This is a genomic window from Streptomyces sp. NPDC050617 (assembly GCF_040654795.1).
GTDB lineage: Bacteria > Actinomycetota > Actinomycetes > Streptomycetales > Streptomycetaceae > Streptomyces.
In genome coordinates this window covers 35,800-62,566 of record NZ_JBFAIS010000003.1, presented here as the reverse complement: position 1 = coordinate 62,566, position 26,767 = coordinate 35,800, and the positions used below count along the sequence as shown (strand labels likewise).

Below are 26,767 nucleotides of genomic sequence, written 5' to 3'. Positions count from 1 at the left end.
GACCCCGGCCACACGATGGGCGGGCACTTCGTCAGTGGGTATCCGTCAACCGGCCGGCCGCACAGCGGCGTTACCGCCGTCGCCGCCGTCCCGCACGGGGCGCGGCACGCGGGAAGGGGCTGCCGATCAGTAGAGCGCAGTCGTGAGCGTGAAGTCCTCGGCGCGTAGTTGTCGGCGCGCAGTCGTCAGCGCATCAGTTCGCCTGCGTTGACCAGCAGCGACTGGCCGGTGATCGCTCGCGCCCGGTCGGAGGCCAGGAACGCGGCGGCCTCCGCCACGTCCCCGTCCGTCGCCAGCTCCGGCAGCGCCATGCGGCCTGCCAGCCGGCGCAGCACCTCGGACTCCGGTACGCCTTCCGTGCGCGCCGTGTGCTGTACGTACGCCCGTACCGGCGGGCCCCACATCCAGCCGGGCTGCACGGTGTTCACCCGTATCCGGTGCGGCCCAAGCTCGCGCGCGAGCGAGTACATGGCCGAGACGAGCGCGCCCTTCGAGGCGGCGTAGGCGGCCTGCCGCACCTCGGTGGGGGCCGCGACCGAGGACTGGGTGCCGATCAGCACGACCGAGCCGCCGCGCTCCTTCAGCGCGGGCAGGCAGGCGCGGGTCATGCGCAGCGCGCCGAGCAGGTTCACATCGAGCACGCGCCGCCAGGCGTCGAAGTCGGCGTCCTCCAGCCCGCCGAAGTGGCTGTCCAGGGCCGCGACATGGACGACGGCGTCGATCGTGCCGAATCGTTCCACGGCGAGCGCCGCGAGCGCCGCGCACTGCTCCTCGTCCGCGACGTCCGTCGCCCGCCACGCGCTGCGCAGGCTGCCCGGGTCCAGCTCGTCGGCGCATTTGGCCAGTTGGGACTCCGTGCGCGCGCCGAGCGTGACGGTCGCGCCGTCGCGCAGGCAGGCCGCCGCCACCTGGTGTCCGAGTCCGGCGCCGACGCCGCAGATCAGCACGGACTTCCCGCTCAGTGGCATGGCTGTGCCTCCCGACTCGCCGGATCGCGACAGTGCGCGACGCGTGATGTGACGGGTAGTCAGGTTAGAGGCTGCGGGGCGGGAATGGCAGAGGGCGTCCGTTCCGATTCCTGCGGCGCCCATCCTCATCTGACGGAGTATCAGTTATAGCTGTGTCATGGCAGACGACACCAGCGCACACGACACCAGCGCAGACGAGACGCGCGCAGACGGCACGCACGGCGAGCTCTACGGGCGGCTCGCCTCCACCGGCCCGTACGGCGTACGCCCCGGGCACGCGCTGATCACCATGGTCGAGCCCCATCCGGGCCACGAACACGCCTACAACCGCTGGTACGAGGACGACCACTACATCGCCGGGGCGATGGCCATGCCCTGGATCTACGCGGGCCGCCGCTGGGTCGCCACCCGCGATCTCCAGCTCCTGCGCTACCCGCGCGAATCGGCCGTCGCCCGCCCCGTCACCGCCGGCTGCTACCTCTCCACCTACTGGATCACCGAGGGCCGCTACGACGACCACATGCGGTGGACCGTCGGCATCAACAAGCGGCTGAACCGCGACGGCCGCGTGCACCAGGACCGTACGCACGTCTTCACCGCCTTCCAGGACCACGAGGCGACCGTCTACCGGGACGGCGCGGACGGGCCGCGGGACTTCCACGCGCTCGACCACCCCTACGCCGGGCTCGTCCTGGAAGTCATCGACACGGCCGAGGCCGGGCAGCGGGCCGGGCTCCTGCGCCGGCTGGTCGACGACCAGCTGCCGAAGCGGCTCGCCGGTTCCCCGGCCGCGATGGCGACCGTCTTCCGGCCGACTCCGCTGCCCGGCGACCGGATGTCGTACGTGAAGCAGGTCGAGGGCGTCGACACCCGGCTGACCGTGCTGTGGTTCCTGGAGCGCGACCCGCGCGACTGCTGGGCCGGGCACTTCGACTCGCTGGGCGCGGAGACGGCGGCGGCCGGGCTCGGGGCGCGGGTGGAACTGGTCGCGCCCTTCATACCGACCGTTCCCGGCACGGACCGGTACGTGGACCAGCTCCGATAGCCCGTACATCCGGTAGCCCGTACCTACGTGAACGCGGCCGTGCGTACGTACGCGCATCCGGCCGCGCGCATGGCCGAGCCCCCTCGGCCGGGACGGCGGACCAGTCGAGAGGGCTCTATGCGGTGTTGCGGATCGGTGTTATGCGTAGTTATGCGTATTGCGGTAACGCGGGTTACTGCTCTGCGGATCGCTGTTATGCGTTATCGCGGAATCGTTGTGCCGCGGTGCTGCTGGAAGGCGGAAGCGGCGATCAGAAGGTGTACGTTCCTTCGCCCACGGTGCCGAGGAAGGCGGACCACGCCTCGGAGGTGAAGGTGAGGACGGGGCCCTGCGGGTCCTTCGAGTCGCGGACGTCGATGGACCGGGGCAGGGGGGTCGCCACCTCCACGCAGTTTCCGTTCACGCCGGAGTAGGAGGACTTCCGCCACATGGGCTGGGCGCTGTGCGACTGCTTCATGTTCACTCCGCGAAATTGCAGTTCGATGAGAAGCTGTCGCTTCTCGACGTGCAGATGACGCTACGCCGCAACATCGCAGGAGTGCAGAGGAGTTCACCCGACCGGATGGCATATGTCAGCTGGGTCTTCCATGTCTCCGAGACAAGGGTGTACCTTACGGCCCCTTCGCCCGCCGAGCCCTTCGCGAGGCCGCTTGCGGGGCCGCTTGAGGGGCTCCTCGCGGGCCCTCTCAGAGTGCGTACTCCTTGATCACGTCCTGGATGAACTTCCTGGTCTCGTCCGCGTTCAGCGCCTGCGCCCGCAGGTGCTCGTACATCACCCCGTACTTCTGCACGTCCGAATGCTTCTCCAGATAGAGATCGCTGGTCACGCCCTCGATATAGACGGTGGTCGAGTCCGAGGGATCGTCGAATTCGAGGACGGAGAACGTGCCCGTCATGCCGGGGTGCGAGCCGACGGAGTACGGGAGGATCTGGAGCGTCACATGCGGCATGTGGCTCAGCTCGATCAGCCGCTCCAACTGCTCGCGCATCGTCTGCCGGTCGCCGACGACCCGCCGCAGGGCCGACTCGTCGAGAACGGCCCAGAAGCGCAGCGGCCGCTCCGGGGCGTGCAGCCGGTCCTGGCGGCGCAGCCGCACGCCGACCCGGTTCTCCACGTCGTCCATCGACGCCTCGGGCCACATGCCGCGGATCACCGACTCCGCGTACTGCGGGGTCTGGAGCAGGCCGGGCACGATGAGCGACTCGTAGTTGCGCACCGAGACCGCGTCCGCCTCCAGCCCGATGTAGACGCTGTAGGTGGGGGAGAGGGTGCCGAACGCGTGCCACCAGCCCTGTTGCCGGGACTCCTTGGCCATTTGCATCAGCGACTCGACCAGGTGCTGATCCTGGACCTCGTAGACCCCGCACAGGTCGCGCACATCGCGCTGGCTGATGCTGCGGCGCCCGTTCTCCAGGCGGCTGATCTTCGACTGGGAGACCAGCAGGCGGTCGGCGACCTCCTCCGCCGTCATGCCCTTCTCCTCGCGGAGCCTGCGCAGCTCCTGGCCCAACCGGCGTCGGCGGACGGTGGGATTGACACTGGACGCCACGGGGACGCACCTCCGGCTCCGTACTGCTGATGTCTCCTGCTGCTGTCATCTCCTGCTCGGCAGCCTGCCACCACTCGCCGCCGCCGCGCTGGAAAATGGCCACACGGAGTGCGGGTGCGGTACCCGCGCGTACACGCCCGCGCATACGCGCGCGGGGTGGCGGGTCGGCCGTCGTCCGGGGCGGCCGGCCCACCACCCCGCGCACTGGATGCGGCTCCCGAACCGGGTCACGGGGACTGCGGTGCGGTCGGTGGAACGGATACTGCTCGGTGCTGTCGGTCTGCCGGTACTGCTGGGTGCTGCTGAGCCCTGCTCGGTGCTACGGGTGCTGCTGAGCCCTACTGGTGCTGCTGGGTGCTGCGCGTACTGCTGAGGCCGCCAGTACCGCCTGGGGGTGCCGGTACGGCTGGTGCGGCCCCGTCGGACGTCAGCGGGCCCCGACGCGGGCCATGGCCCCGCGGTGCGCCGTCTGGAGGCCGACTCCGGCGGGTTCCGCCGTGGCTCGGGCGGCCGGCTGGCGTCCGGAGGCGCCGGGTGCGCCGCCGCCCGCGCCGTTCGTGGCCGGCGCGCGCCGCGGCTGGGCGGCGACCCCGTTCTGCACATCCATGACGGCGTGCGCCACGAGCCCGCCCATCGGGTCGTGCCTGATGAGGTCCCGGAGCCGGGAGCGCGACGAACGCCCCTCGTTGCCGGGGTAGAGGTGCTTGCCGAGGCCGACCGCGTGGGCCAGCGCGGCGAGCGCCGCGGTCCGCGGGTCCGGCGGTACGCCGGTGCGGATCGCGCTGTCCAGCCGGGCCCTGATTTCCCGGCTTATGGCCGTCTCCGTCGCTTGGTAGCGCGTCGTCGGCAGCACCCCGCACATCTGGCCCGCGACGGCATGGACCATGCCGCACCGCTCCAGATGCGTGAGATACGTCTGGCGGAGCCCCAGCCTGGGCCCGCCGATCCAGTGGACGGCGCGGACCGGACTGCCGCGTCGCCGCAGCAGTTCGAGCGCGGAGTCCAAAGTCGGATCTCCTGTCGGCCGTGGCATCACCACGGCGATACGATCCCCGTCTGGGGCTATCCGTCCTGCCAGAGCCAGCTCTACTAGCTGGGCCCCGGCCAGGCCGAGGTCGAGCGACTGCGGCTGCGCCGTGGTACCCGTGGCCGGGTCCAAGGCGAGCAGCAGAAGCTCCTCCGGAATTGTTCTGCGGCTCCTGCCCATCCATGCCTCCCCGCGTGGATGAATGACAGGGTGACCCCTCTCACATTCATCTGTCGAGAGCGCGTGGTTGCTTCGGGAGGGAACCGGTAGGTATGTCGTTCTCGTCTAGCAGGTGGGCGACGCCCCCTGGCGGTGCGGCTGCGCGAAGTCGCGGCGGCGACACAGGACACTGGTAGACATTCAACACGGTTGGCCCGCGGGACGTGGACGCGATCGGGCGTCGTTCGTCCCGCGAGGCTTGTCGCGAGGTATTTCGAGGAGGCATCGGTGGCGGGCGAGTCCCCCGACAGGTCGGAGCAGCGGAAGTCGTCGGGGGAGACCGAACGGGGCGAACGCGACCCGAGGGTCGCGGTCTTCCGGGCGACGGACTCCGAGTCGGGTTCCGGGCCGGATTCCGGGGCGGGGTCGAAGGCGGAATCCGAGGGGTCCGCCGGCGCCGCGGCCCGGCGCGCGGGCGTGCCCGCCCAGGACCCGGGCGACGAGGGCGCGGACGAGGAGCACGAGACGGCTCCCGAGGAACCGGGCGAGGCGCGCCCGGCGACCAAGCGGGGCGACGGGGCTGCCAACACGGGCGCGGGCGCGAGCTCGGGCTCGGGCGACGGCGGCGAGCCGGACGCCGAGCAGGCCAAGAGCGTTACGGATGCAAAGTCCGCGGCTGAGGGCGAGTCGCGGGACAAGGCGTCGGACGAGTCGTCCGAAGCGGAATCCGGCGCGGGCGCTCCTCCGCGCGACGCGCGGCTGCGCGCCGCCGTCGCGGCCTGGGTCGCCAGCGCGGACGCCGAGGGCGAAGCCCCCGAGGGGACAGAGGAAGGTTCCGCCGCTTCCGAGGCGAAGGCCGAGGCGAAGTCCGAGACGAAGGCCGAGGGCTTCGACCGGCCCACGGCCGTCTTCAACACCCTGCGCTCCAAGGAGACGGAGAAGCCGGAAGAACCCGAGAAGCCCGAGAAGTCCAGTGGTTCCGAGGGAGCCGACGACTCGGACGAATCGTCCGACGAGTCGCCCAAGGACCGGCAGACGACGACGCTCAGGCGGCCCGTCGACCGGACGACGACCACGCTCAGGACGCTCGGACCCACGGTCGGCAAGGGCGATGGCGAGGACGGCGACAAGGGCGGCGACGCCGACGCCGGCGACAGCCCCAAAGACAATAAGGACAAGGGCAAGGACAAGGACAGCGCCAAGCCCGGAGCCGGTGCAGGAGCCGGTGCCGAGTCCGACGCGGAGCGTACGAGCCAGTTCGTACCGCTGAGGTCCACGGACGCCCCGGCCGCGAAGCCGCAGGCCAAGCCCGTACCGCCGCAGCCCGCCGCGGCCCCGGACGCCCAGAACCAGACGCAGGCCCAGGCCCAGGCCCAGCCGCAGGCCGGCGCGGGGCAGGCGATGCCGCAGTCCGAGCGGACGACGCAGCAGCCGCTGCCTCCCGGCGAGGCCCCGGGCGGCGGTCAGCAGATGCCGCTGGACCTGCTGGCGCAGCTGACGAACACGCCGCCCCCGCCGGAGACCCCGGTGCGCACCGTCGTGCGGCGGTTCAAGATCTGGACCCCGCTGGTCATCCTGCTGCTGATCGTCTTCTGCGTGGTCCAGGAGGTCCGGCCGGTGCCGGACGCGACCCTGGGCCTGGGCGAGAAGAAGGCGTTCACGTTCGGCGGCGAGAAGTTCCAGATGCCGTGGCCCGACCAGGGGCAGGCCGCCGCGAAGGTGGTGGGCGTGGGCGACATCGGCTCGTTCGGCCCGCAGAAGCCGGTGCCGACCGCGAGCGTCGCCAAGGCCATGACGGCCCACCTGATCCTCCGGGAGCACCCCCTCAAGAAGGGCGCCAAGGGCCCGAAGATCACCATCGACGCGCAGACGGAGAAGGGCGGCACGTCCCAGGACGAGTCCAAGGTGCCGGTGAAGGAGGGCGAGCAGTACACCGAGTACCAGATGCTCGAAATGCTGCTGCTCCCGTCCGCCAACAACCTCGCCCACAGGCTCGCCCGCTGGGACGCGCAGTCGGAGGAGGCGTTCGTCAAGAAGATGAACGAGGAGGCCAAGCGCCTCGGCATGACGAACACGACGTACACCGACCCGAGCGGCCTCGACACGGCGACCAAGAGCACCGCGGTCGACCAGACGAAGCTGGCCGAGGAGGCGATGAAGGACCCGGTCTTCCGTGAGATCGTCGCCATGCCCAACGTCCTGGACGACCCCAAGCTGCCGGACAAGCTGTACAGCACCAACCACACGCTGGGCTACTACGGGATGAACGGCATCAAGACCGGCTCCAGCACCCCGGCCGGCGGCACGCTGATGTGGTCGGCCAAGCGGACGATCGACCACAAGGAGCGGCTGATCGTCGGGGCCACGATGGACCAGCACGCGAAGGGGATCCTCGACAACAGCCTCCAGCTCGTCCAGAACAACAGCAAGCGGATGGTCAAAGCGGTCGCGGACGCGATGACCTCCGCCGTCATGGTCAAGAAGGGCGATGTCGTCGGCTACGTGGACGACGGCCTCGGCGGCAAGACGCCCGTCGTCGCCACCAAGGACCTGAGGGGTGTCGGCTGGCCCGGCCTCGACGCCGAGCTCGCGATCGGCGACGGCGGCAAGGCGGTGCCGCACTCGGCGAAGGCCGGGACGGTCGTCGGCGAGCTGACGGTCGGTTCGGGCCCCGATCGGCAGAAGGTGCCGGTGGCACTCCAGAAGGAGCTCGCGGAGCCGTCGTTCGGCGCGAAGCTGACGCGGTTCTCCTGATCGGTCCGGTGACCGGTCGGGTTCACCGACGCGGCGTGGCGGCGGCCCTGCTCCTGGGAGCGGGGCCGCTGTCCTGTAGCGTCGCGTCGGCTGTACGGCCCGACTCGCCGTGCCGCCTACTACCGCTGGGAAGCGGGACGGCGTGAAGATGGGGGAGACCTCGGGGGAGACGGGGAGAGCCGCAGTGACCACCGTGGGGCCGACGCGGCCTGACAGCACCGGCGATCCGGAAGACGACCCGCAGGGGCGGCCGGGCCCGGCGGAGGAGCCGGACCGGGCGGAGGAGCCGGAGCGGGCGGAGGAGCCGGAGCGGTCCGGCGAGGCCGGGCCGTCGGAGCCGGCCGGGGACGACCGCCGGGCCGCCGCGCGGCCCGAGGCGGGCCGCCTGGCCGCCGTGGGCCGGTTCCTCGCGCGCCCCGTCCCCGCCGCCCTGCTGGCCGCCGCCGTGCTGCACCTGCTCTGGGTGTGGCTCTTCGCGAACAGCGGCGGCGACCTCGCGGCGCAGGACGCCTGGGCCGAGTTCGTCGGCCGGCACCCGGCCTCCGCGTACAACCTCGCCTGGTACGGCGGGATGCACCCCGTCTCGTACAGCGTGATCTCGCCGTACCTCATGCACATGCTCGGCGTGCGCACCACGATGATGATCGCGGGCACGCTCTCGGCCGGGCTGATGGCGCTGCTGCTGGTGCGCAGCCGCGCGGTGCGCCGCCCGCTGTGGCCTGCCCTGTACGGGGCGTTCGCGCTGATCTGCAACGCGATCTCGGGCCGGGTGACGTACGGGCTCGGTGTGATGTTCGGGCTGGCGGCGGTCGCGGTGATCTTCGCGTGGCCGGTGCGGTGGCGCTCCGAGCAGTGGGAGCACAAGTGGGCGCGGGCCGCGCTCGCGGGGCTGCTGGCGGCGCTGGCCACGGCGTCGAGCCCGGTGGCCGGGCTGTACGTCGGGTTCGTGGCGGCCGCGCTGTGGCTCGGCAAGCGCCGCCCGGCCGCGTACGCGCTGGGGCTGCCCCCGGTGGCGGTGGTCGCGCTGTCCGCGTGGCTGTTCCCGTTCTCCGGCCAGCAGCCGATGTCGTTCCCGTCGGCGATCCTGCCGCTGCTCAGCGGCGTCTTCGGGTACGTCTTCGCGCCGAAGCGGTGGCGCACGGTCCGTACGACCTCGGCGCTGTACGTCCTCGGGGTGCTGCTGGTCTGGCTGATCCCTTCGCAGATCGGCACCAACATCTCCCGGCTCGGGATGATCTTCAGCGGGGTGCTGCTGGTCGCCGTGTGGACCGGGACCGAGCGCCCGCCGGGCCGCGAGCTGCTGCGGACGGGCCGGGGCCGCAAGTGGATCGCGATGATCCTGGCGCTGATCACGGTGACCTCCTGGCAGCTGGCCAACTCGATCGGCGACGCCGTGAACACGACGCCCGCCGCGTCCTGGGCGCGGGAGCTGGCGCCGCTGGTGGACCGGTTGCAGAAGGTCGACGCCGAGCGCGGCCGGGTCGAGGTCGTGCCCGCCCGCAGCCACCGGGAGGCGTCCGCGCTGGCCCCGTACGTGAACCTGGCGCGCGGCTGGAACCGGCAGGCGGACCGGGAGCGGAACCCCCTCTTCTACGAGGAGGGCATGCTGACCTCCGCCAGCTACCACGAGTGGCTGGGCCGCTGGGCGGTGCACTACGTGGTGCTGCCGACCGGCGAGCCGGACAACGCGGCCGAGGCCGAGGCGAAGCTCGTCGCCGCCGGCCAGCCGTATCTGCACGAGGTGTGGTCGGACGCCAACTGGAAGCTGTACGAGGTGAGCGCGCCGACGCCGCTCGCCGACCCGCCGGCCGTCGTGCGGCGCGCGGACGCGGGCGAGCTGACGGTCACGGTGAAGACCGCGGGGCCGGTGCGCATCCGCATCCCGTACTCGCCGTGGCTGGGCCTCGTCGACAAGGACGGCAAGGCGGTCGAGCCGCCGAAGGAGGGCAAGAACCACGAGCCGCCCGTCAACGTCGACGGCTGCCTGACGAAGCAGGTGCAGATCCCCAAGGACGAGCGGGAGCCGAAGGACGCCTGGACGGTGCTGCACGCGCCGCACGCCGGTACGTACCGCATCGCCGCCCCGTACAAGTTCCCGCGCGGCACGATGTGCCCGGAGGGCACGGCGCTCCCGTAGCCCTCTTCCCCAGGGGTCTACCCGCAGACGTGCGGCAGCCAGGGCGCGCCGCGCTCCCGCTCCCGCACCCGGTCGAGCTCGCGCAGCAGGGCGTTCAGGTCCTGCCCGGGGTCGCTGAGGAACTTGAGGACCGCCCGCTGGAAGGCGGTGCGCAGCGGCGGCGGCATGGAGTCGGAGGCGTCCAGGCAGCGGGCGCCGGGGGTGCCCAGTTGGGCGGCGGCGCGCCGGGAGACCGCGTCGGGGTAGTGCACGGAGTCCGGCAGCGTCTTGTTGACGAAGAACGGCGGGTAGGCGCCCTCCGGCGGGTCCGTCGTCCAGGTCGTACGGGCCCGGTCGGACGCGAGGTAGCGCATCAGCCGCTCGGCCTGCGGGGTGGCGTGGAACATCGCGGCGAAGTCGGCGGAGACCTCGTGCGCGGTCGAGTCGCGGTCCGCGCCCGGCAGGACGCGGGCGGAGTCGGCGAAGTCCTCCCCGAAGCCGCCGGGGTAGGCGCCGCGGATGAAGGTCCCCTGGTGTTCCATGGCGCACCGCGGCGGCGACGCGGCCATGCCCGCTCCCGCGCCGCCGAAGCCGTGCCCCAGCGCCTTCTTCGCGGATCCGGCCCGGAAGACGGAGCGGAACGTCTTCCAGGCGCCGGCCACTTCGGGCGAGGTCCACGGCAGCTCGCCGGCCGCCCACTCCTCGTACACGCCCCGGCCGCGCTGCTGGAGCAGGATGTCCTCGATCCAGTCGGTGCCGGGCCAGCCGGAGGCCGCGCCGTCGCCCATGCCCGCGCACCACTGGCGGCCGTCGGCGGCGAGGGCGGCCAGGTCGCCCGGCCGGTGGCGCTCGGCGTCGTACCAGACGACGCTCTTGAGGTCGGCCTTCACCGGGAAGGCGTAGACGTGGCCGCCGAACCTCGGGATCCACAGCGGGTCGAAGGAGTCCCACTGCGCGCGGTCCAGGACGCCGTCGAGGCTCTTGAGGGCCTCCTTCCGCACGGCGTAGTCGGCGACCTCGCCGGGGCTGGGCAGGATCGCGATGTCCGGCGACGTGCCCGCGTCGACCTCGGAGAGCAGCACCTCGCGCAGGGCGGTGGTGCCCTGGTAGTCGACGCTGACGCCGGTCTCGGCGGTGAAGTCGGCCAGCACCTTCTCGAACGCCCTCCTCTCGTCGCCGGTCCAGGTGGCGAGGACGGTGACGCTGCCCGCGGCGCGGGAGCGCGCGTCGCCCGCGCCGACGGCGCACACGATCAGCAGCCACAGGACGAGGAGGGCGGCGGTGACGTTGCGGGGCCGGGTCGCCGCGGTCATCGGGGCTGGAACCGGTACTCGTCGATGCGGGGCTGGAGCCCGGCGAGGACCAGGGCCGCCAGCACCGTGCCGCCCAGCGGGATCAGACCGACGACGCCCGCGCGCCAGTGGGTGTCCTGCATGGTGTCGAGTACCTCCGGGAGGACTTGGGGCGTCGTGGAGCTGGAGGTCCGGGCGGCCAGGAGGGTACGGGCCGACGCCAGCCGGTCCTGCGTCTGACCGGTGAAGAGGGCCAGCGGCAGCAGGACGGCCAGCAGCGCGGTCGCGGCGGCGAGGAAGGGGTTGACCAGCCGCCGGAAGCGGCGGCGCAGGAAGCGCTGGGTGTCCACGAGCAGCCAGCCGAGGGCGGCGAACAGCGCGCAGGCCACGATCCAGGTCAGCCACAGCACCCAGCCGAAGGACGCCTGCCGCTCCAGTACGCCCAGCTGTTGCCGCTGGAGGCCCTGGAGGCGGTCGAGGATGCCGCTGCTGCCGCCCGACCGCAGCATGTCGCGGGCGTAGCCGAGGTAGGCGTCGCGCAGGACGGGGTTGTCGCGGTTCACGTACGCCTGCTGGACGAGGTCGGCATAGGAGGCGACCAGGCCGGTGACGGTGCGCAGGCTCTGCCGGCCGGAGTCGCCGGCGACGGTGCCCTTGATGGCCTGGGCGAGGTTCTGGTTGGCGGTGGACAGCGCGCTGCGGTAGTTCTCGCCGGGCCCCTCGATGTCGGCGGTGTCCCGGCCGAGCCCCTGCCGGGCGCTGTCGTAGGACCGGGCGAGGGCGTCCCGTACGGACGAGATCTGCACGATGGCGGGGGCCGTGCCGCCGGTGACGGCCCCGGAGTTGCGGCTGACGCCGTAGTACGCGGCGAGCAGCGCGGCGAAGGAGAGCGCGGTGAGCGTCAGCAGGGCGGTGAGGCGGCGGACCAGGAACGTACGGGTGCCGCTCATGACGGGGGCCCGGCGCTCAGCGGGCTGTTGCACTCCTCGCAGTACGCGGCGTCGCCGGGGTTGACGCGCCCGCACACGGCGCAGGCGATGTCGGGCGGGGGCGCCGCCGGCAGGTCCCGGGGCGGCTCGTCCGGGTCGGGCGCGCGGAGGCTCTCGTCGTTGATGACGAGGATGGAGTTGATGTCGATGGCCTGGAAGTCGTCGCGGACCTCCACCACGCCGGCGGCGGCGTCGGTGATCCGTACGAGCCGGGTCAGGCGCGTCAGCACCCTGCGGTCGCCGGTGGCGTGGGCGAGTTCGGCGGCCCGGCCCCAGTGCCGCCGGGCGCTTTCGCGGTCGCCCCGGTCGTAGGCCGCGCACCCCTCGGCGACCGCCTCGGCCAGCTCGGCCTGGGCGTCGTAGTGTGCGAGGCTCGGGTCGGCGGAGAGGTAGGGCGGCGGGTCCTTGGTCCAGCGCACCAGGACGGAGGCGGCCTCGGGCGCCGGGGGCGCGGCGTCGCCCGTCAACTCCAGCTCCACGGAGGCGAGTTCGACGTCCTGGTCGACCGGGTCGCCGTCCGGGTCGGCCGCCAGGCACACGTGGTACTCGCGGACCTCGTCGCCCCAGGCGGCGGCGCGGTACGACCAGGTCCGCCCATCGGCGCGCGCGCCCTGCCCGGTGAGGTCGGCGCGGGTGGGGTGGACCTGTCTGACGAACCGCAGCTCGCTGCCCGCCCGGTGCTTGATGATCAGCCGCACCTCCGCGAGGGACTTGGCCATCGCGCTGCGCACCAGTGTGCGGAACTCCGCCTCCAGGTCGGAGTCGTCGAGCACCGCGTCGGCCCGGCCGTGCAGATCGGCGGCGATCCGCCGCAGCTCGGCCTGGTCCCAGTCCTCGCCGATGCCGCGCGCGTCGCAGATGAACCGCTCGGCGCAGTCGGTCAGCACCTGCTCCAGCCGGCCGGGCGGGTCGTGCTCGTTCTTGCCGTCGGTCAGCAGCAGGGTGTGCCGGATCGGGACGCGGTGCGCGGCGTGCAGCTCGCCCGCGCGCTCCAGCCAGCTGGCGATCGCGGTGCCGCCGATGGCGTCGAGCCGGTACGCGGCGCGGACCGCCTGCTCCTTCGAGTCGGGCCCGGCGACGGCGAGTTCGCCGCCGGCGGGGAAGGCGACGCGGGCTTGCTCGGTGCCCTCCACGATGGCGAAGCGGGTGCCGTCGCGGAGCAGTTGGACGGCGGCGGCGGTGGCCCGCCGGGCAGCGGCGATCTTCGTCGGCGGCCAGCTCATCGAGGAGGAGCAGTCGATGACGATGACCTCGCTGGCGTCGGTGTGCGCCGCGGCGGGCCCGAGCCCGCGGGCGGCGACCGTCACGATGGCGTGCATCTCGCCCCGCCCCGCGGCGGCCGGCAGGTACTTGTTCTGGTGCACGCGCACCGTGATCTCGCTCATCTGGTCCCCGTGTGGTGTGCGGTCAGGCCCGCGTCTGCGGGCGGATGGAGTTGGCGCGGTCCACGAGGGACCCGTGCTCGTCGGCGGTACGGGCCTGGCGCCGGGCGATGCGCCGCAGCGAGGCTTCGAGGAGGAGGCGGAGCGCCGCCTCGGGGTCGGGCCGGGCGTCCGCCGCGCGGCGCCGGCCGCGGCGCGTCCCCCGCCCGGGGCCCGGCGGCGCGAAGTGCGGGGCGGCGAACAGCGGCGCGGCGAAGCCGCGGGCGGCGGCCCGCACCTCGTCGGCGGAGTGCGTACGGGCCCAGTCGAGGGCGACCTGGAGCACTTCGGCGTTGAGCCGGTCGCGGGCCTCGCCGGAGAGCTGCCCGTCGTCGAGGTCGAGGCGCGGCAGCCGGCGCACCGCGTCCTTGAAGTCGGCGACGGACGGCAGCCGGAACGGGGCCGGGCCGAGCCGCCCGGCGCGGATGCGCACCGCCGCGATCTGCGCGGCGTCGTAGTGGCGCGAGACCATCGGCACCCCGTCCAGCACCTGGACGGCCGCGTCCCGGTCGCCGGCCGCCAGCCGCAGCCGGGCCAGGCCGAAGGCGGCGCTGCCCTGCGAGCGGTTGCGCTGCCACACGGCCTGATAGAACCACTCGGCGGAGGCCAGGTCGCCCAGTTGCTCGGAGCAGTAGCCGAGCGCGAGTTTCGGCGCGTACTCGCCCGGCAGCATCCGGTAGACCCGCCCGAACTGCCGCGCCGCGACGTCCACTTGACCGCGCGCCAGCAGCATCAGCGCACGGTGCCAGCTCAGCCGCCAGTCGTACGGGGCGCGGTCGTCGCCGATGACGCGGCGCGCCTTCGCCAGCCGCCGGGCCGCCAGGGGCAGCCGGCCGAGCTCCAGGTGCGCACGGCACTGGCGGAACTGGATCTCGGGGGACTCGGGCTCGTAACGGGAGGCGTTCAGCTGCTCGATGAGGCGGCGCGGCCCGGCGTCGGTCGGGGTGATCAGCAGCGGGGTGCCGGGGTCCTGCGGGTCGGGGAACGGCACGGGCAGGCCGAGCGGCACCCGGTCGGGGCCGGGCAGCCCGTGCCCCAGCGGCCGGGGCCCGGACGCGCCGCCCTCCAGCCAGTGCTCCAGCGGCGGGATGCGGCCCAGCGAGGCGTCGAGGAGCGCCGCGGTGGGGGCGAACAGGGTGGACGGCTCGGGGTGCTCCTCCTCCAGGCGCAGCGAGCGGGTCTCCCGCAGGATGCCGCGCAGCTGCTCCGCCATCTCGCGGGCGGAGGCGAAGCGCTGCCGCGGGTCGTGGGCGGTGGCGCGGGCGATGGCGTGCTCGTAGGAGGTGGCGGCGAGGCCGGGCGGCTGCTGCTCGGGCCGCTCGGCCCGCAGCGAGAGGTCCTGGAGGGTCCGGCCGACGCTGTAGAGGTCGGAGCGCTCGCTGAGGCCCGCGAAGCCGTGCCGGATGACTTCGGGCGGCGCGTAGTAGGGGGTGATGACGGGGCGGCCGGTCTTCTCGGCCTGGCCGAGCCGGTGCACCGCCCCCAGATCGATGATCTTGATCTTTCCCTCGTGGTGCATGACGTTGCCGGGCTTCATGTCGCAGTACACGAGCCGCTCGCCGTGCAGATACGCGAGGGCGTCGAGGATGAGGCAGCCGTAGGTGAGGATGTGCTCGTAGAGCCGGGGCCCGTCGTACGGGGCGTCGGCGTGCGCGATGAACTCCTTGATCTGGGCGAGCGTGGTGCCGCCCACGAACTCCATGACGATGTAGCCCGTCACCCGGTGGCTGTTGCGGGCGGGGTGCGTGACGTAGTTGATGATGCGGACGATGTTGGGGTGGTCGAGCATCGTCAGATAGCGCCGCTCGTCCAGCGCCATGTCCAGCGACGCCCGGTCCTCCGTGTTGATCAGCCCCTTGATCGCCACGGGCTGGTCGTCGAGCTTGGTGTCCTCGGCGAGATAGACCCAGCCCATGCCGCCGAACGCGATGCAGCCGACCACGCGGTACTGGTCGCCCAGCAGATCGCCGGCGCCGAGCTGCGGCGTGAAGTCGAAGGGGTGGCGGCAGTTGCGGCAGTACCCCGAGGTCAGCGCCGGCTGCCCGGCGTACGGCGCGCCGACCATGAAGCCGCAGCCCTCGTTGGCGCACTCCTGGCCCCGGGCGGGCGGCCGGGGATCTTCCAGGACGAGGCTCTCGCGGGAGAGGAGATCGACGTACGGCAGCTCCAGCAGGCTCCCGCCCGCGTCCCTGACCGCGAAGAGCCGCGCCGTACGCTGCCGGGCGCGGGCGGCCGTACGGGTGGTGGCGGTCTCGATGAGATCGGCGGTGGGGGGCGCCGGGGCCGCCGCCGGTCCCGCCGGGTCTGCCGGCCCTGTCGGGTCTGCCGGCCCTGTCGGGTCGGCGGGCGGCGGCTGCGAGGGGATCAGCGGGGCGGTGGGGGGACTGAGGGGCTGGCGTCCGCAGTCGGAGCAGAAGCCGTTGGGCTTGATACGGCCGGGGCAGGGGGGACGGTCGCAGGGTGGCGCGGGGCGGGCGGCGGAGGGGGCGGCCGTCATGAGATGCCTTCGCGGGGGGCCGCTGGGGCCGCTGGGGCCGCTGGGGCAGCTGGGGCAGCTGGGGCTGCTGGGGCGGGGGCGTCGGGCGGGTCGCCCGGTTCCGGCGACCTGTCGTGCGCGGGCGGGCCGTCCGTTCGCGGTGGTCTGTCGCGCATGGCGGGGACATCCGGCTCCGGCGGGCCACCGTGTTCGGCGCGGGCGTCGGGTTTCGGTGGTGCGTTGTGGTCGGCGGGGCGGCCCGGCCGCGGTGAACCGCCGCGCTCGGCGGGGGGCTTCGGTTCCGGCGGTCCGCCGTGCCCGGCGGGGGGCTTCGGTTCCGGCGGTCCGTCGTGCCCGGCGGGATGGTCCGGCTCCGGCGGTCCGCCGTGTTCGGCGCGGGTCACGGCGCGGGCGAACGCGTACACGGCCTCTTCGGCGGCGTCCGGCCCGAACGGCCGGGCGTCGAGCGCCCGTTGGGCCGCACGGCGCAGCCGCACCATGTCCTCGCGCTCCGCCGCCCCCAGCGCCCCCAGCTTCGCGACGGCGGCGGTGAGCAGCCCGTCCAGATCCTTCCGCGCGCGCTCCAGCTCCTCCGCGGCCCGCGCCCGCTCCGCCTCCGCCCGCCGCCCCGCCTCGGCCTTCGCGCGCACCGACGCCACGGCGTGCTCGAAGGCGGCGAGCTTCGGCAGCACGCGGTAGCTGCGCAGATCGGGGTCGGCGCGCAGCAGGCTCCGGGCGATGTGCAGATCGCCCACGTGACTCCGGGCCTCCTCACCGGCCGACCGCATCCCCTCGACCTCCTCGCCCAGCCGCGCCAGCCAGGCGTCCACGCGCTCCGGATCGGGCCGGAACAGCTCCTCGGCGAGGGCCAGTCCGGGGGCGCGGGGGTCGCGGAAGACGATCAGCAGTTTGCCGCCGCGGGACGCGAGGAGGGCGAGGAGGCGCAGCAGCCCGTCCGGGTCGGGCGCCCGGTCGACGCCGACGGCCACGATGGTGAGGGGGACCGTGCCCGTACGGATGAGGTCGGCGGGCGAGGCGCCGTCGTGCGTTCTGAGCCCCATGCGGTCGGCGACCAGCCGCGCGAGGTCGGGCGCGGTCCAGTCCCGCGCGACGATGGCCAGGTCGACGCTGCCGACCGGCGGCACCGTGCCGCGCGGGCCGCGGGTCACGCGCGGCAGCGAATGGCCCCCGGACAGCTCGCGGCTGGCGAGCGTCACGGCGCGGCGGAGCGCCTCGTACTTGTCGTTCTCCTCGTCGGTGATGACGAGGGTCTCGACGTCTTGCAGACCGAGACCGAGGCCGAGCCCGAGACCCAGGCCGCCCAGGCCCTCGCCGCCGTTCCGTACGGGCGTGTCCGCTCCGCCGCCTGCGGGCGCGTCACCGCCCGGCAGGCCGATGCTCCCGCGCCGCAGCCAGCGGGTGAGGCGGCGGGCGGCCTCCACGTCCTGCGCGCCGTCCGTCAGCTTGGAGACCAGTCGGCGGTCTATGCCCTGCCTGCCGTGCACCCACTGGGCGACGACCGGGAGATGATAGAGGATCGTTTCGGTGGGGATCATGTACGAAAGGGACCGGCGCTGTCCGGTGGGGACCGCGTCGGCCGGGTCGTCGTAGCGGCTCACGACCATGCCGATGACGTGCCCGGTGTCGCTCACCTCCACCGCCGAGCCGCTGAACCCCCGCCGCACCGTGTCCGCCGGGGTGTCGGGCGTCATCTGCACCCACTCGGACCGCGGCCCCGCCCGCCCGTCGAGCGTGGCCCGGAACAGCATTCCGTGCTCGTTGGTGCCGGGGAAGCCGTACATGTTGACGGGCCGCCGCCCGGTCGGCGGCAGCCGGTGCAGCGACGTGGCGTACTCGGGCGGCTGCGGGACGCTGAGCTTGAGCAGCGCCACATCGGCGCAGTGATCGTCCTGCTGCGGCTTCCAGCCGTCCTCGGCCACCCGCGCCGGCACCGGCCGCGCGTCGCGCACCGCCGCCAGGTCGACCAGCACTTCGGCGTTCGGATCGGGCCGCCCGTGCTCGTCGGTGATGACGTGCGCGCAGGTCAGCACGGTGTCGGTGTCCAGAAGAATCCCCGCGCCCATGATGGCGCGCGATGCCCGGCCACGGATGCGTACCCGCCAAAGCCCGCTGTGCGGAGGCTGGTTGGCGGGGTGTCCCAAGTCCGCCCCCATGTGACGACAGCATACGCGCGCCCGTGTCCGAGTGGCGCGGTCCGACTCATGAGGCGCTTGACAGGGCCGCCGGAGGGGCGGCCCGCGCGAGGTCAGGGCAGGGGGCGGGCGTGCGGGCCGAGCACGACCCCGCGACCGGCGTAGAAGTGTTCGAGCTCGACCCACGGGAGGTGGGCGAACTCCTGTGTACCGTCCGGGAATCCGGACGGATTGTGCAGGACCAGATGCTCGTCGTCCGCACCGACCGCGAGCACCAGATGCCCGCCGCGTGCCGCCGGCCGCGCCCCCGGCGTCCGGATCGAGGGGTGTACGGACAGCATGACGAGCCGCCCCGCCGCCAGCTCGTCGCGGACCGCCGCCGCGGTCAACTCCGGGCGCGACTCGGCGAACAGGCCCCAGCGCCGCCGCGCGTACGCGGCGAACGGCGCGTAGATCAGCCCGTCCACGCGGTCCGCGTGACGCACGTACGCACCGGCCTCCCGGCACTCCTCCGCGAGCGTGACGGACGGCGGAGCGCCGCCGCGCCAGTGGTCGAGCGCCATCCGCAGGCAGGCCATGCCGCACATCCGCCAGGACCAGAAGCCGTACTCCTCGGCCGTGGCCGCGCCGGACTTCTGCCACAGCGGGTCGTCGGCGGCGCGCAGGTCGCCCGCGACGATCGCGGGAACGAGGTCGCGGGACTCCCACTGGGCGTAGTAGGGGACGGGGTGGCGGATGGCGCGGGGCGCGTCGACTGCGGTCATGGCCTCCAGTCTCGCCGACGCGGGCGCCGGCCGACGGGCGGAGCGGCAGCGGCGTACCGCCTGCCGGACCGGCGATCCGCCGCGCCTGCGCAGGGGATGGCGGGGGGCGACCGCGGGACGCCCGCTTCCCGTGCCTGCGTGGCGGACGCCCGCGGGACGCCCGCCCCGCGGAAAAGTGGTCGCCACACCTTCCGCGATCGGCCAGAATGTAGTGCTCTGCCGGACTCCGACGCGCGGTCCCGGCCCGGCCGGCCGCTTCGGCCTGCCCCGCCGACGCCGACGTACGCGCGGCCTCGGCGGCGCCCGGTGCCGCGGTCGGCCTGGGGGTTCGGGGCCGTTCCCGGGAGCGCGGCGCACCCAGAGAGGCCCTCCGCTGAGCACGCATCAGATGATTCGCTGGACCGACGGGGACGAGGCGCGGCGCTCGGCCCGCTGGCGCTCCGAGAGCGCCGCGCCGCCGCCCGCCCGGATACGGCTCGCGGACGACCGTATGACGGCCGACGAGGCGTACCGGCTCGCCTGCGAAGGCACCGCGCTGCTGTGGAACGGCGACTTCCAGGGGGCCCGGCAACTGCTGGGCGCGATGGCCCGGCGCATCGACCGCGGCCCGCGCCGCAAGCGCTCGGCGCGCCCGCCCGCCGCCTCGCCCGCCGAGGCGTTCCACCGGCACCGCCAGGCGCAGCACCGGCGCGCCCGCGTCCTCGGCATGCTGCTCGTGCCGATCGGAGCCGACCACACCATCGGGCTCCGGCGCGCGCCGGACGTACGGGAGGCGTGCGCGCAGGCGTACGGGCCGCCCGACGGCCCGAGCGTGGCCTCGCTGCGGGAGGTGCTGGGGCTGATCGGCGCGTACGAGTGGCGGCGCGGCGGCGTGCCCGTACCGGCGCTGGGCGGGGACCGCGTCCACCCGCACTACGGGGTGTTCTCGCCGGTCAGGGGCGAGTACGTGGACCTGGTCGCCGACGCCGAGCTGCCCGCGGGCACCGCCCTCGCGTACGACGTCGGCACGGGTACGGGCGTGCTCGCCGCGCTGCTGGCCCGCCGGGGCGTGCGGCGGGTGGTGGCGACCGACCTCGACCCGCGCGCGCTGGCCTGCGCGCGCGAGAACGCGGAGCGGCTGCGGGTCGCCGACCGCGTCGAGGTGCTCCGCGCCGACCTGTTCCCGCCGGGCCCGGCCCAGCTGATCGTCTGCAACCCGCCGTGGGTCCCGGCCCGCCCCACCTCGCCCGTGGAGCACGCCGTGTACGACCCGGACAGCCGCATGCTCCGGGGCTTCCTCGACGGCCTCGCCGCCCATCTCTCGCCGGGCGGCGAGGGCTGGCTGATCCTCTCCGACCTGGCCGAACACCTCGGGCTGCGGACCCGTGCGGAGCTGCTGACGGCCATCGAGGGCGCGGGCCTGCGCGTGGTCGACCGTACGGGCGTAAGGCCCCGCCACGGCCGCGCGACCGACCCCGACGACCCGCTGCACGAGGCGCGCGCGGCGGAGGTCACGTCCCTGTGGCGACTGGCGGCGCGGGAGGGCTGAGGACGGCCCTGGGCGGGGTAGCCGAAGGCCGAGCCTGGGCCCGGCCGGAGCGGGGAGGGCTGGATGCCCGTCCCGGCCGGTCGGGACGGGCAGCGGCCCGGCGGTCAGAAGCCGGGGTCGTCGGGCTCGTCGAAGTCGGGTTCGTCGGCGTCGGTGGGCCAGCTCGCATCGGTGGACCGGGCGGGCTGTGCGGCGGGCGCGGGGCGGGCGGCGGCGGTACGCGGCCGGGCGGGCGTGCTGGGCGCGGCGCCGGCCGACGGCGCAGCCGAGGCGGCTGCCTCCTCGGCCCCATCCGCTCCCCCAGCCCCCTGCGTCCCGTCCGTATCCGTCCCTGCCAGCAGGTCCAGGATCTGCTGCCCGTACTTGGCGAGCTTGTTCTCGCCGACGCCGTTCACCGTGCCGAGCCCGGCCAGCGACGTCGGGGCGGCGGTCGCGATCTCGCGGAGCGTGGCGTCGTGGAAGATCACGTACGCGGGGACGCCCTGTTCCTTCGCGGTGGCGCCGCGCCAGGCCCGTAGCGCCTCGAAGACCGGCACGGCGGCTTCCGGCAGGTCGACGGGGGCGCGCTTGGCGGAGGACCCCGAGCCCTTCGCGGCCTTGCCGGGCCGCGCGGCGGGCTTGGGCTCGCGGCGCAGCATCACCTGGCGCCGGCCGCCGAGGACGTCGGCGCTGTCGGCGGTGAGCACGAGGGTGCCGTAGTCGCCTTCGACGGTCAGCAGCCCCTGCGCCAGCAGCTGGCGCACCACGCTGTGCCACTCGGGCCCGCTGAGCTCCGAGCCGATGCCGAAGACCGACAGCCCGTCGTGGTCGTGCTGGATGATCTTCGCGGTCTTCTTGCCGGTCAGGATGTCCACGATGTGGCCCGCGCCGAACTTCTGGCGGCGCTCGCGGTCCAGCCTGACCACCGCGGAGAGCACCTTCTGGGCGGGCACCGTGCCGTCCCAGGACTCGGGGGGCGACAGGCAGGTGTCGCAGTTGCCGCAGGCGGTGCTCTGCTGCCCGAAGTAGGCCAGCAGCTGCACGCGGCGGCACTCGACCGTCTCGCAGAGCGCGAGCATGGCGTCGAGGTGGGTGGCGAGCCGGCGCCGGTGGGCCTGGTCGCCCTCGGAGGTGTCGATCATGCGGCGCTGCTGCACGACGTCCTGGAGCCCGTACGCGAGCCAGGCGGTGGAGGGCAGGCCGTCGCGCCCGGCGCGGCCGGTCTCCTGGTAGTACCCCTCGACGGATTTGGGCAGGTCGAGGTGGGCGACGAACCGTACGTCCGGCTTGTCGATGCCCATGCCGAAGGCGATCGTGGCGACCATGACCACGCCGTCCTCGCGCAGGAAGCGGGCCTGGTTCTCGGCGCGGACGCGGGCGTCGAGCCCCGCGTGGTACGGCAGGGCCTGGATGCCCTCCTCGGCGAGGAAGGCGGCGGTCTTCTCCACCGAGGACCGCGACAGGCAGTAGACGATGCCCGCGTCGCCGGGGTGCTCGGTGCGCAGCAGGTCGAGCAGCTGGCGCTTGGGGGCGTTCTTCGGCGCGACGCGGTACTGGATGTTGGGGCGGTCGAAGCTGGCCACGAAGTGGCGGGCGTCCTCCAGCTTCAGCCGGGAGGCGATCTCGCGGTGGGTGGCCTCGGTGGCGGTGGCGGTCAGCGCGATGCGCGGCACCTCGGGCCAGCGCTCGTGCAGCGCGGAGAGGGCCAGGTAGTCGGGGCGGAAGTCGTGGCCCCACTGGGCGACGCAGTGCGCCTCGTCGATGGCGAAGAGCGAGATCGTGCCCCGGTCGAGGAGCCGGAGCGTCGACTCGACGCGCAGCCGCTCGGGCGCGAGGTAGAGCAGGTCGATCTCCCCGGCCAGGAACTCGGCCTCGACGAGTCGCCGCTCGTCGAGGTCCTGCGTGGAGTTCAGGAACCCGGCCCGGACGCCGAGCGCGCGCAACGCGTCGACCTGGTCCTGCATGAGCGCGATGAGCGGCGAGATGACGATGCCGACGCCCTTCCGCACGAGCGCGGGGATCTGGTAGCAGAGCGACTTCCCGCCGCCGGTCGGCATGAGCACGAGCGCGTCGCCGCCGCCGGCCACATGCTCGATGATCTCCTGCTGACTGCCCCGGAACGCGTCATAGCCGAAGACGCGGTGCAGCACCCCCAGGGCTTCGCCGTTCTCGGACGCGTCGGGGGAGCCGGGCGCGTCGGTGCCGATTTCCAGGGCCGTCATGCAGGCCATCGTAGGAGAGACCACTGACACTCAGGTGGCCGAGCGGGATGCCGGGGCAGGACGGTACGGCGTCGGCGGCGCTTTGCTCGCCAATGCTGGAAAATGGGTGATAGGCGCTGTTGGTGCTGCTATGCAGTGTTATGTCTGGAAGGTGTGGGCGATGGACTGGACGACGTGGACCACGACGAGCGTCATCGCGGGCCCCGGCGGCGTCTCGACGGACGAGGCGGGCACGCTGACCGGGGACATCACGGTGCACACGACCTGGCGCGACGGCGTGGCGTACCTGGCCGTGCAGCACAGCTCGGCGCTGGACTGGTACACGATGACCGGCAGCCCCGCGCACGTACCCGATGAGAAGTCCAGCCGCGCGCTGCACCAGGCGGCGGTGGAGGCGGTACGGGCGGGGGGCGGCGCGGTGGTGCCGGCTGTGGGAACGGCTCCGGATTCGCGAACGGACTCGGGAACGGATTCGGGAACGGATTCGAAGAGGGCCTGAGGCGGCGGGCACGGGGCGGCGGCCTTGATCGTTGTCCGGTCGGCGGGCGGACGGGCCGGGAAACCGACCGGGCCGACGCGTTCGCCGAGAAGCCGGACCGAGTCGAGTGGAAGGCCCGCCCCTATGTCCCTCACCGAGGATGTGCGCGTACGCCCCGCGACGGGCGAGGACGTGCCCGCCGCCGTACGGACGCTGACCCGCGCGTTCGCCGACTACGTCTATACCCGCCACGTGGTCGCGGCCGACGACCACGAGAGCCGGGTGGGGCGCATCGACGAGCTGTTCCTGTCCCGCATCGGCCTGGCGTACGGCCGCGTCTGGGTGGCCGACGAGTGCCGCGCCGTGGCGGCGTGGACCACGCCGGAGCAGGACCCGAGCCCGGGCTTCGCGGAGATCGGCCCGCGGATCGCCGAGCTGGCGGGCGACCGCGCGGCGGCCTATGAGGCGGCCGAGGCCGCGCTCGCCCCGCACCGCCCCACCGAGCCCGTGTGGTTCCTCGCCACGGTGGGCGTGGACCCCGACGCGCAGGGCCGCGGCCTGGGCAGCGCGGTGCTCCGCCCCGGCCTCCGGGCCGCCGAGGAGGCCGGTCACCCCGCCTTCCTGGAGACCGCGAGCGAACGGAACGTGCGGTTCTACGAACGGCTCGGCTTCACGGTCACGGCAGAAGTGCCGCTGCCCGACGGGGGCCCGCGCACGTGGTGCATGCGGCGGGAGGCACGGGGGTAGGGGCGGGGCCGCGGCCCGGCCGCGGCACGTCCTACGCCACCTCGATGCCGTACTCCTGGACCAGCTCCTCCAGGCCGCCCTTGTACCCCTTGCCGCCGATGACGAAGTCCCAGTCGCCGCCGGCGCGGCGGCGGAAGGAGCCCAGGACGAGGGCGGTCTCGCCGGGCCGGCCGTCGGAGACTTCCAGCTGATCCAGCGGGGCCCCGGCGGAGTCCAGCAGCCGGATGCCGGCCGCGGTGAAGCCGGACAGGTCGGCGGCGGGGTTGGCCACGGGATCGACCGCGGCGACGATGACGAGGCGGTCGGCCCGCGCGGGCAGGCCGTCGAAGGCGACGCGGACGGCGGCCTTGTCCGGCGCTACGGGCGTCAGCGCGCGGACCGAACCATCGGGGGTGCGGGGGTTGTTGAAGAAGACGAAATGGTCGTCGTCCAGGACGCGGTCACCGCGGCACACGAGGGCGCATACGTCCAGGGCGACGCCGCCCGACCAGTACATGCCCAGGATGTTGTGCTCGTCCTCGGCGGCCCCGTTCCCGTCCGGCCGGCCCTCATCGGGCCCGTCCTCCGCCTCGGGCGCGGGCGCCGACCGCTGGGCGGGCACCGAGCGCGGATCGCCCCCGCCCAGCCGCCCGCGCAGCCCGTGGCGGTGCAGCAGGTCGACCAATTCGGCGCCCGACACCAATTCCAGCGGCTTTCCATTGGCGAAGGTGTGCGAGCCGGGCCCGAAACCGGAAGTCGTCACCAGCACGCCCTTGTTGGCACCGGCGTCCTGGACGGTGCCGTAGAGATCGCGGACGGCGGTCGGGGGCACCGTATTGCGGTAGCGCTTGACCTGGACGACGATCTTCCCGCCGCGAATAGGGGCCGGGTCCAGCGCGTCGACGTCCACGCCGCCGTCGTTGGAGCGCTGCGTCGTCACCGCCTGCATCCCCATGGCCCGGAAGAGATCCGCGACCAGGGACTCGAAGGCGACGGGGTCCATTTCATACAGGTCGGGTTCCTCGCCGCCGCCGTGGGTGACGACGCCGTCGCCGACGCCCTCGGGCACCCGGCCGGGCCGTACCCCCGCCGCCTGGTCGGGGCGCGCCGACAGCTGCCCCCGGAGCCCGTCCACCAGGCAGTCGACGGCCTGCACCTGCTCCAGCCGCAGCGCGGCGAAGGTGGAGCGCGACACCATGACCGTCGCGAGGAATATCCGCGCCTGCCGGCCCGTAGCGGGGTCGTGGTCGTCCACGAAGCCGTTCAGCGCGACCGATTCCAGCGCGCCGAACCCCTCCGCCTCGTCCGCCGCGAAAAGGTCGCGCAGCACCAGCAGCATGCACTGCGCGAGCACATCCCGATACAGCGCGCGCCGCTGGGTCGCCGACCGGGCCACTTCCTTGTCCTGATCGGCATTGATCATGTAGCGAACCGACTTCACGGCCGGGACGACGTCGAATGCGGGCAGCTCCCAATTGAGCACCAATTGCCGGGCGTTCGAGTCGTAGGCGGCGGTCACCTGACGCGGTAATTCCTCGGGCCACCCCGTCGAGGCGTACAGAGCGGCGGAGAAATACTCCACCGCGGCCTCGGAATCGCCGTCGCGGAGGGCGGCGATCATCTCGGCTATGTCGGCGTTGTGCCGGCGCACCTCCTCCGACTGGGCGCGGGCACGCGTCTCGTACTGCGTCCGGTAGGCGGCCAACTGCCGCTGCCGCAGGGCCTCGGCGTCCTGCGCGGCCCGCAGGTCGTGCTCGTACCGGGCCCGCGCCTCCGCCTCGGCCTGGGCCCGCCGGGCGGCGGTCCATCCGCCGGACGACGGATAATGGGCGGGGTCCGGCATCGGTACGGGCTGGGCGAGCGCGCCGGGGGAGAAGGGCTCGACGTGCTCGGGGCGGGTCAGCAGCCGGGCGCTGAACGCCGGAGCCCGGCATCCGGCGGCCAACAGCCCCTGCAACGCGGCGACCCGCGCCTCCAGTTCCCCGGTCCGCCGCCACGCCTCGGCCTCCCGCTGCTGCCGGTAGGCCACCCGCTGCTCGCGGTACCCGCGCGCCGCCTCCCGCTGCCGGGCTCGCTCCCGCCGCTCCTGCTCCCGCTCGAACCGGGCCTGCGCCTCCACCCGCTGCTGCTGCACACGCTGCGCCTCAGCCCATATCCCGACCAACCCGCTGGACCGTCGACTCATCCTCTACAGGCCCTCCCCTAGACCTAAGACCCCTAGTTTCCGCCCGCCGTCCCCGCTGCCACAACCTGCGGTGACGCGGCAGTTGCACGGCTTGCACGAGTATGACGCGGCCCCTGGAACGGCTGAGGACCGGCCCGGGAGGCAACCCTCCTCGCGGCCGGCCCTCTTCTCTGCGCCCCCGGCAGGATTCGAACCTGCGACCTCCGCTCCGGGGGCGGAACCGAATCCCCGCCCTAGGAAGCCAGCGACACGGGGGAGTCGGAGTCCGGTCTCGGGTTTGCGTTGGTACAGCTGTGGCGGCGGTCGTATTCGGCCTGGTGGGCCAGGATCTCGTCGGCGTTCGCGCCGACCCAGGCGTAGACCTGGCCGTAGACCTCCCAGATGGACGCGCCGAGCGGGGTGAGGGAGTACTCGACGCCGACGGGGGAGGTCGGCAGGACGCGGCGCCTGATCATGCCGTTGCGTTCCAGGCGGCGGAGGGTCTGGGTGAGGACGCGTTGGGTGACGCCTTCGAGGTGGCGCTTTATCTCGTTGAAGCGTCTGGGTTCGTCGAGGACCGCCAGTACTGTCATCGACCACTTGTCGGCGATCTGGTCGAGGATCGGGCGGCTGGGGCCATCGGAGCGGTGGACGAGGTCGAGGGTTTTGCTGGTCTCCAGAGTGGTCATGTCCGTACCCTTCGCGAGCTTGACGATGCTGAACGCGCCTGGCTTTGTTGGTGTGTTCATGGCGAGTTGCCCCGCCGGGACATACGCATGATCTTTCTCGGAGCCGCCGCTCCGAAACTCCTGACCCGCCGGACCGCGGCCGCCCGCACCGTCGCCGCCCGGCCTTCGACCGTACGGCGGACGCGCGCGACGCACGATGCGGAGGATGCCGCGAGGGGCATTCATGTAAGCGATTTTGCGTGGTCTTGGTGTGGGGTGGGTGGGGCA

Annotated in this window: 19 protein-coding genes and 1 tRNA gene; 6 read left to right on the top strand and 14 right to left on the bottom strand. The window is 73.4% G+C overall.

Translation table 11 applies throughout. The features are described 5' to 3' along the window. Nucleotides 1–185: 185 nt before the first annotated feature. A complete protein-coding gene (locus tag AB0I49_RS05300; protein WP_363225492.1) occupies nucleotides 186–968 on the bottom strand; it encodes an SDR family oxidoreductase in 783 nt (260 codons plus the stop codon). A 157-nt stretch (nucleotides 969–1,125) separates the two neighbouring features. On the opposite strand from AB0I49_RS05300, the gene AB0I49_RS05295 reads away from it, so the two are divergent. Continuing rightward, nucleotides 1,126–2,013, top strand: coding sequence for a hypothetical protein (locus AB0I49_RS05295; protein ID WP_363225491.1), 888 nt, complete (start codon nucleotides 1,126–1,128; stop codon nucleotides 2,011–2,013). Between the two features lie 250 nt (nucleotides 2,014–2,263). Here the strand turns inward: AB0I49_RS05295 and AB0I49_RS05290 are convergent, their stop codons facing one another. The 3 genes from AB0I49_RS05290 to AB0I49_RS05280 form a co-directional block, all read right to left on the bottom strand. After that, complete coding sequence (locus AB0I49_RS05290) at nucleotides 2,264–2,470, bottom strand: DUF397 domain-containing protein (RefSeq protein WP_363225490.1); 207 nt, start codon at nucleotides 2,468–2,470, stop codon at nucleotides 2,264–2,266. Nucleotides 2,471–2,699: 229 nt separating this feature from the next. Next, the gene (locus tag AB0I49_RS05285) at nucleotides 2,700–3,563 is read right to left on the bottom strand and encodes a helix-turn-helix transcriptional regulator (RefSeq protein ID WP_363225489.1); all 864 of its coding nucleotides are present in this window, start codon (nucleotides 3,561–3,563) and stop codon (nucleotides 2,700–2,702) included. A 427-nt stretch (nucleotides 3,564–3,990) separates the two neighbouring features. After that, nucleotides 3,991–4,770: a GPP34 family phosphoprotein gene (locus AB0I49_RS05280; RefSeq protein WP_363225488.1), complete on the bottom strand. Its 780-nt coding sequence runs from the start codon at nucleotides 4,768–4,770 to the stop codon at nucleotides 3,991–3,993. A gap of 267 nt (nucleotides 4,771–5,037) precedes the next feature. On the opposite strand from AB0I49_RS05280, the gene AB0I49_RS05275 reads away from it, so the two are divergent. Both AB0I49_RS05275 and AB0I49_RS05270 read left to right on the top strand, forming a co-directional pair. Then, nucleotides 5,038–7,503, top strand: a complete 2,466-nt coding sequence (locus AB0I49_RS05275; RefSeq protein ID WP_363225487.1) for a D-alanyl-D-alanine carboxypeptidase — start codon at nucleotides 5,038–5,040, stop codon at nucleotides 7,501–7,503. A gap of 184 nt (nucleotides 7,504–7,687) precedes the next feature. Next, the gene (locus tag AB0I49_RS05270) at nucleotides 7,688–9,640 is read left to right on the top strand and encodes an MFS transporter (protein WP_363225486.1); all 1,953 of its coding nucleotides are present in this window, start codon (nucleotides 7,688–7,690) and stop codon (nucleotides 9,638–9,640) included. Between the two features lie 17 nt (nucleotides 9,641–9,657). Here AB0I49_RS05270 and AB0I49_RS05265 read toward each other — a convergent pair whose 3' ends face one another. From AB0I49_RS05265 to AB0I49_RS05240, 6 genes are all read right to left on the bottom strand, one after another. Beyond that, nucleotides 9,658–10,932, bottom strand: a complete 1,275-nt coding sequence (locus AB0I49_RS05265) for an ABC transporter substrate-binding protein (protein WP_363225485.1) — start codon at nucleotides 10,930–10,932, stop codon at nucleotides 9,658–9,660. Further along, nucleotides 10,929–11,894, bottom strand: coding sequence for a hypothetical protein (locus AB0I49_RS05260; RefSeq protein WP_363225484.1), 966 nt, complete (start codon nucleotides 11,892–11,894; stop codon nucleotides 10,929–10,931). The genes AB0I49_RS05265 and AB0I49_RS05260 overlap by 4 nt, the downstream gene beginning before the upstream one ends. Beyond that, entirely contained in the window at nucleotides 11,858–13,285 is a 1,428-nt protein-coding gene (locus AB0I49_RS05255) for a VWA domain-containing protein (protein ID WP_363225483.1), read from the bottom strand. Before AB0I49_RS05255 ends, AB0I49_RS05260 begins: the two co-directional genes overlap by 37 nt. A gap of 22 nt (nucleotides 13,286–13,307) precedes the next feature. Then, nucleotides 13,308–15,818 (bottom strand): tetratricopeptide repeat protein, encoded by a 2,511-nt coding sequence (locus AB0I49_RS05250; protein ID WP_363225482.1) that lies wholly within the window; start codon nucleotides 15,816–15,818, stop codon nucleotides 13,308–13,310. Next, nucleotides 15,815–17,971: a trypsin-like peptidase domain-containing protein gene (locus tag AB0I49_RS05245; protein WP_363225481.1), complete on the bottom strand. Its 2,157-nt coding sequence runs from the start codon at nucleotides 17,969–17,971 to the stop codon at nucleotides 15,815–15,817. Before AB0I49_RS05245 ends, AB0I49_RS05250 begins: the two co-directional genes overlap by 4 nt. 92 nt (nucleotides 17,972–18,063) lie before the next feature. Beyond that, entirely contained in the window at nucleotides 18,064–18,714 is a 651-nt protein-coding gene (locus AB0I49_RS05240) for a C39 family peptidase (protein ID WP_363225480.1), read from the bottom strand. A gap of 388 nt (nucleotides 18,715–19,102) precedes the next feature. Here AB0I49_RS05240 and AB0I49_RS05235 point away from each other — a divergent pair, with 388 nt between their 5' ends. Further along, the gene (locus tag AB0I49_RS05235; RefSeq protein WP_363225479.1) at nucleotides 19,103–20,242 is read left to right on the top strand and encodes a class I SAM-dependent methyltransferase; all 1,140 of its coding nucleotides are present in this window, start codon (nucleotides 19,103–19,105) and stop codon (nucleotides 20,240–20,242) included. A gap of 104 nt (nucleotides 20,243–20,346) precedes the next feature. Here the strand turns inward: AB0I49_RS05235 and recQ are convergent, their stop codons facing one another. After that, nucleotides 20,347–22,443, bottom strand: coding sequence for a DNA helicase RecQ (gene recQ, locus AB0I49_RS05230; RefSeq protein WP_363225478.1), 2,097 nt, complete (start codon nucleotides 22,441–22,443; stop codon nucleotides 20,347–20,349). Between the two features lie 160 nt (nucleotides 22,444–22,603). Between recQ and AB0I49_RS05225 the strand changes: the two genes are divergently transcribed. Together AB0I49_RS05225 and AB0I49_RS05220 are read left to right on the top strand one after the other, a co-directional pair. After that, complete coding sequence (locus tag AB0I49_RS05225; RefSeq protein ID WP_363225477.1) at nucleotides 22,604–22,942, top strand: hypothetical protein; 339 nt, start codon at nucleotides 22,604–22,606, stop codon at nucleotides 22,940–22,942. A 123-nt stretch (nucleotides 22,943–23,065) separates the two neighbouring features. Next, on the top strand, nucleotides 23,066–23,668 hold the full coding sequence (locus AB0I49_RS05220; protein WP_363225476.1) for a GNAT family N-acetyltransferase: 603 nt from the start codon (nucleotides 23,066–23,068) through the stop codon (nucleotides 23,666–23,668). Nucleotides 23,669–23,699: 31 nt separating this feature from the next. Here AB0I49_RS05220 and AB0I49_RS05215 read toward each other — a convergent pair whose 3' ends face one another. The 3 genes from AB0I49_RS05215 to AB0I49_RS05205 all read right to left on the bottom strand — a co-directional run bounded on the left by AB0I49_RS05215 (nucleotide 23,700) and on the right by AB0I49_RS05205 (nucleotide 26,500). Then, nucleotides 23,700–25,832 (bottom strand): restriction endonuclease, encoded by a 2,133-nt coding sequence (locus AB0I49_RS05215; RefSeq protein WP_363225475.1) that lies wholly within the window; start codon nucleotides 25,830–25,832, stop codon nucleotides 23,700–23,702. A 173-nt stretch (nucleotides 25,833–26,005) separates the two neighbouring features. Beyond that, nucleotides 26,006–26,088: transfer RNA gene (locus tag AB0I49_RS05210), tRNA-OTHER, on the bottom strand. Next, nucleotides 26,066–26,500 carry a helix-turn-helix domain-containing protein gene (locus tag AB0I49_RS05205; RefSeq protein WP_363225474.1) on the bottom strand — a complete coding sequence of 145 codons (435 nt, stop codon included), beginning with the start codon at nucleotides 26,498–26,500 and terminating at the stop codon, nucleotides 26,066–26,068. Before AB0I49_RS05205 ends, AB0I49_RS05210 begins: the two co-directional genes overlap by 23 nt. Nucleotides 26,501–26,767: the final 267 nt, after the last annotated feature.

What these genes read in the sequence shown, in the direction of transcription:
- AB0I49_RS05295 (WP_363225491.1), top strand. Translation starts at nt 1,126, where the DNA reads ATGGCAGACGACACCAGCGCACACGACACCAGCGCAGACGAGACGCGC.
- AB0I49_RS05220 (WP_363225476.1), top strand. Translation starts at nt 23,066, where the DNA reads ATGTCCCTCACCGAGGATGTGCGCGTACGCCCCGCGACGGGCGAGGAC.
- AB0I49_RS05280 (WP_363225488.1), bottom strand. Translation starts at nt 4,770, where the DNA reads ATGGGCAGGAGCCGCAGAACAATTCCGGAGGAGCTTCTGCTGCTCGCC.
- AB0I49_RS05265 (WP_363225485.1), bottom strand. Translation starts at nt 10,932, where the DNA reads ATGACCGCGGCGACCCGGCCCCGCAACGTCACCGCCGCCCTCCTCGTC.
- AB0I49_RS05245 (WP_363225481.1), bottom strand. Translation starts at nt 17,971, where the DNA reads ATGGGGGCGGACTTGGGACACCCCGCCAACCAGCCTCCGCACAGCGGG.
- AB0I49_RS05255 (WP_363225483.1), bottom strand. Translation starts at nt 13,285, where the DNA reads ATGAGCGAGATCACGGTGCGCGTGCACCAGAACAAGTACCTGCCGGCC.
- recQ (WP_363225478.1), bottom strand. Translation starts at nt 22,443, where the DNA reads ATGACGGCCCTGGAAATCGGCACCGACGCGCCCGGCTCCCCCGACGCG.
- AB0I49_RS05290 (WP_363225490.1), bottom strand. Translation starts at nt 2,470, where the DNA reads ATGAAGCAGTCGCACAGCGCCCAGCCCATGTGGCGGAAGTCCTCCTAC.
- AB0I49_RS05215 (WP_363225475.1), bottom strand. Translation starts at nt 25,832, where the DNA reads ATGAGTCGACGGTCCAGCGGGTTGGTCGGGATATGGGCTGAGGCGCAG.
- AB0I49_RS05240 (WP_363225480.1), bottom strand. Translation starts at nt 18,714, where the DNA reads ATGACCGCAGTCGACGCGCCCCGCGCCATCCGCCACCCCGTCCCCTAC.
- AB0I49_RS05225 (WP_363225477.1), top strand. Translation starts at nt 22,604, where the DNA reads ATGGACTGGACGACGTGGACCACGACGAGCGTCATCGCGGGCCCCGGC.
- AB0I49_RS05205 (WP_363225474.1), bottom strand. Translation starts at nt 26,500, where the DNA reads ATGACCACTCTGGAGACCAGCAAAACCCTCGACCTCGTCCACCGCTCC.
- AB0I49_RS05235 (WP_363225479.1), top strand. Translation starts at nt 19,103, where the DNA reads ATGATTCGCTGGACCGACGGGGACGAGGCGCGGCGCTCGGCCCGCTGG.
- AB0I49_RS05250 (WP_363225482.1), bottom strand. Translation starts at nt 15,818, where the DNA reads ATGACGGCCGCCCCCTCCGCCGCCCGCCCCGCGCCACCCTGCGACCGT.
- AB0I49_RS05300 (WP_363225492.1), bottom strand. Translation starts at nt 968, where the DNA reads ATGCCACTGAGCGGGAAGTCCGTGCTGATCTGCGGCGTCGGCGCCGGA.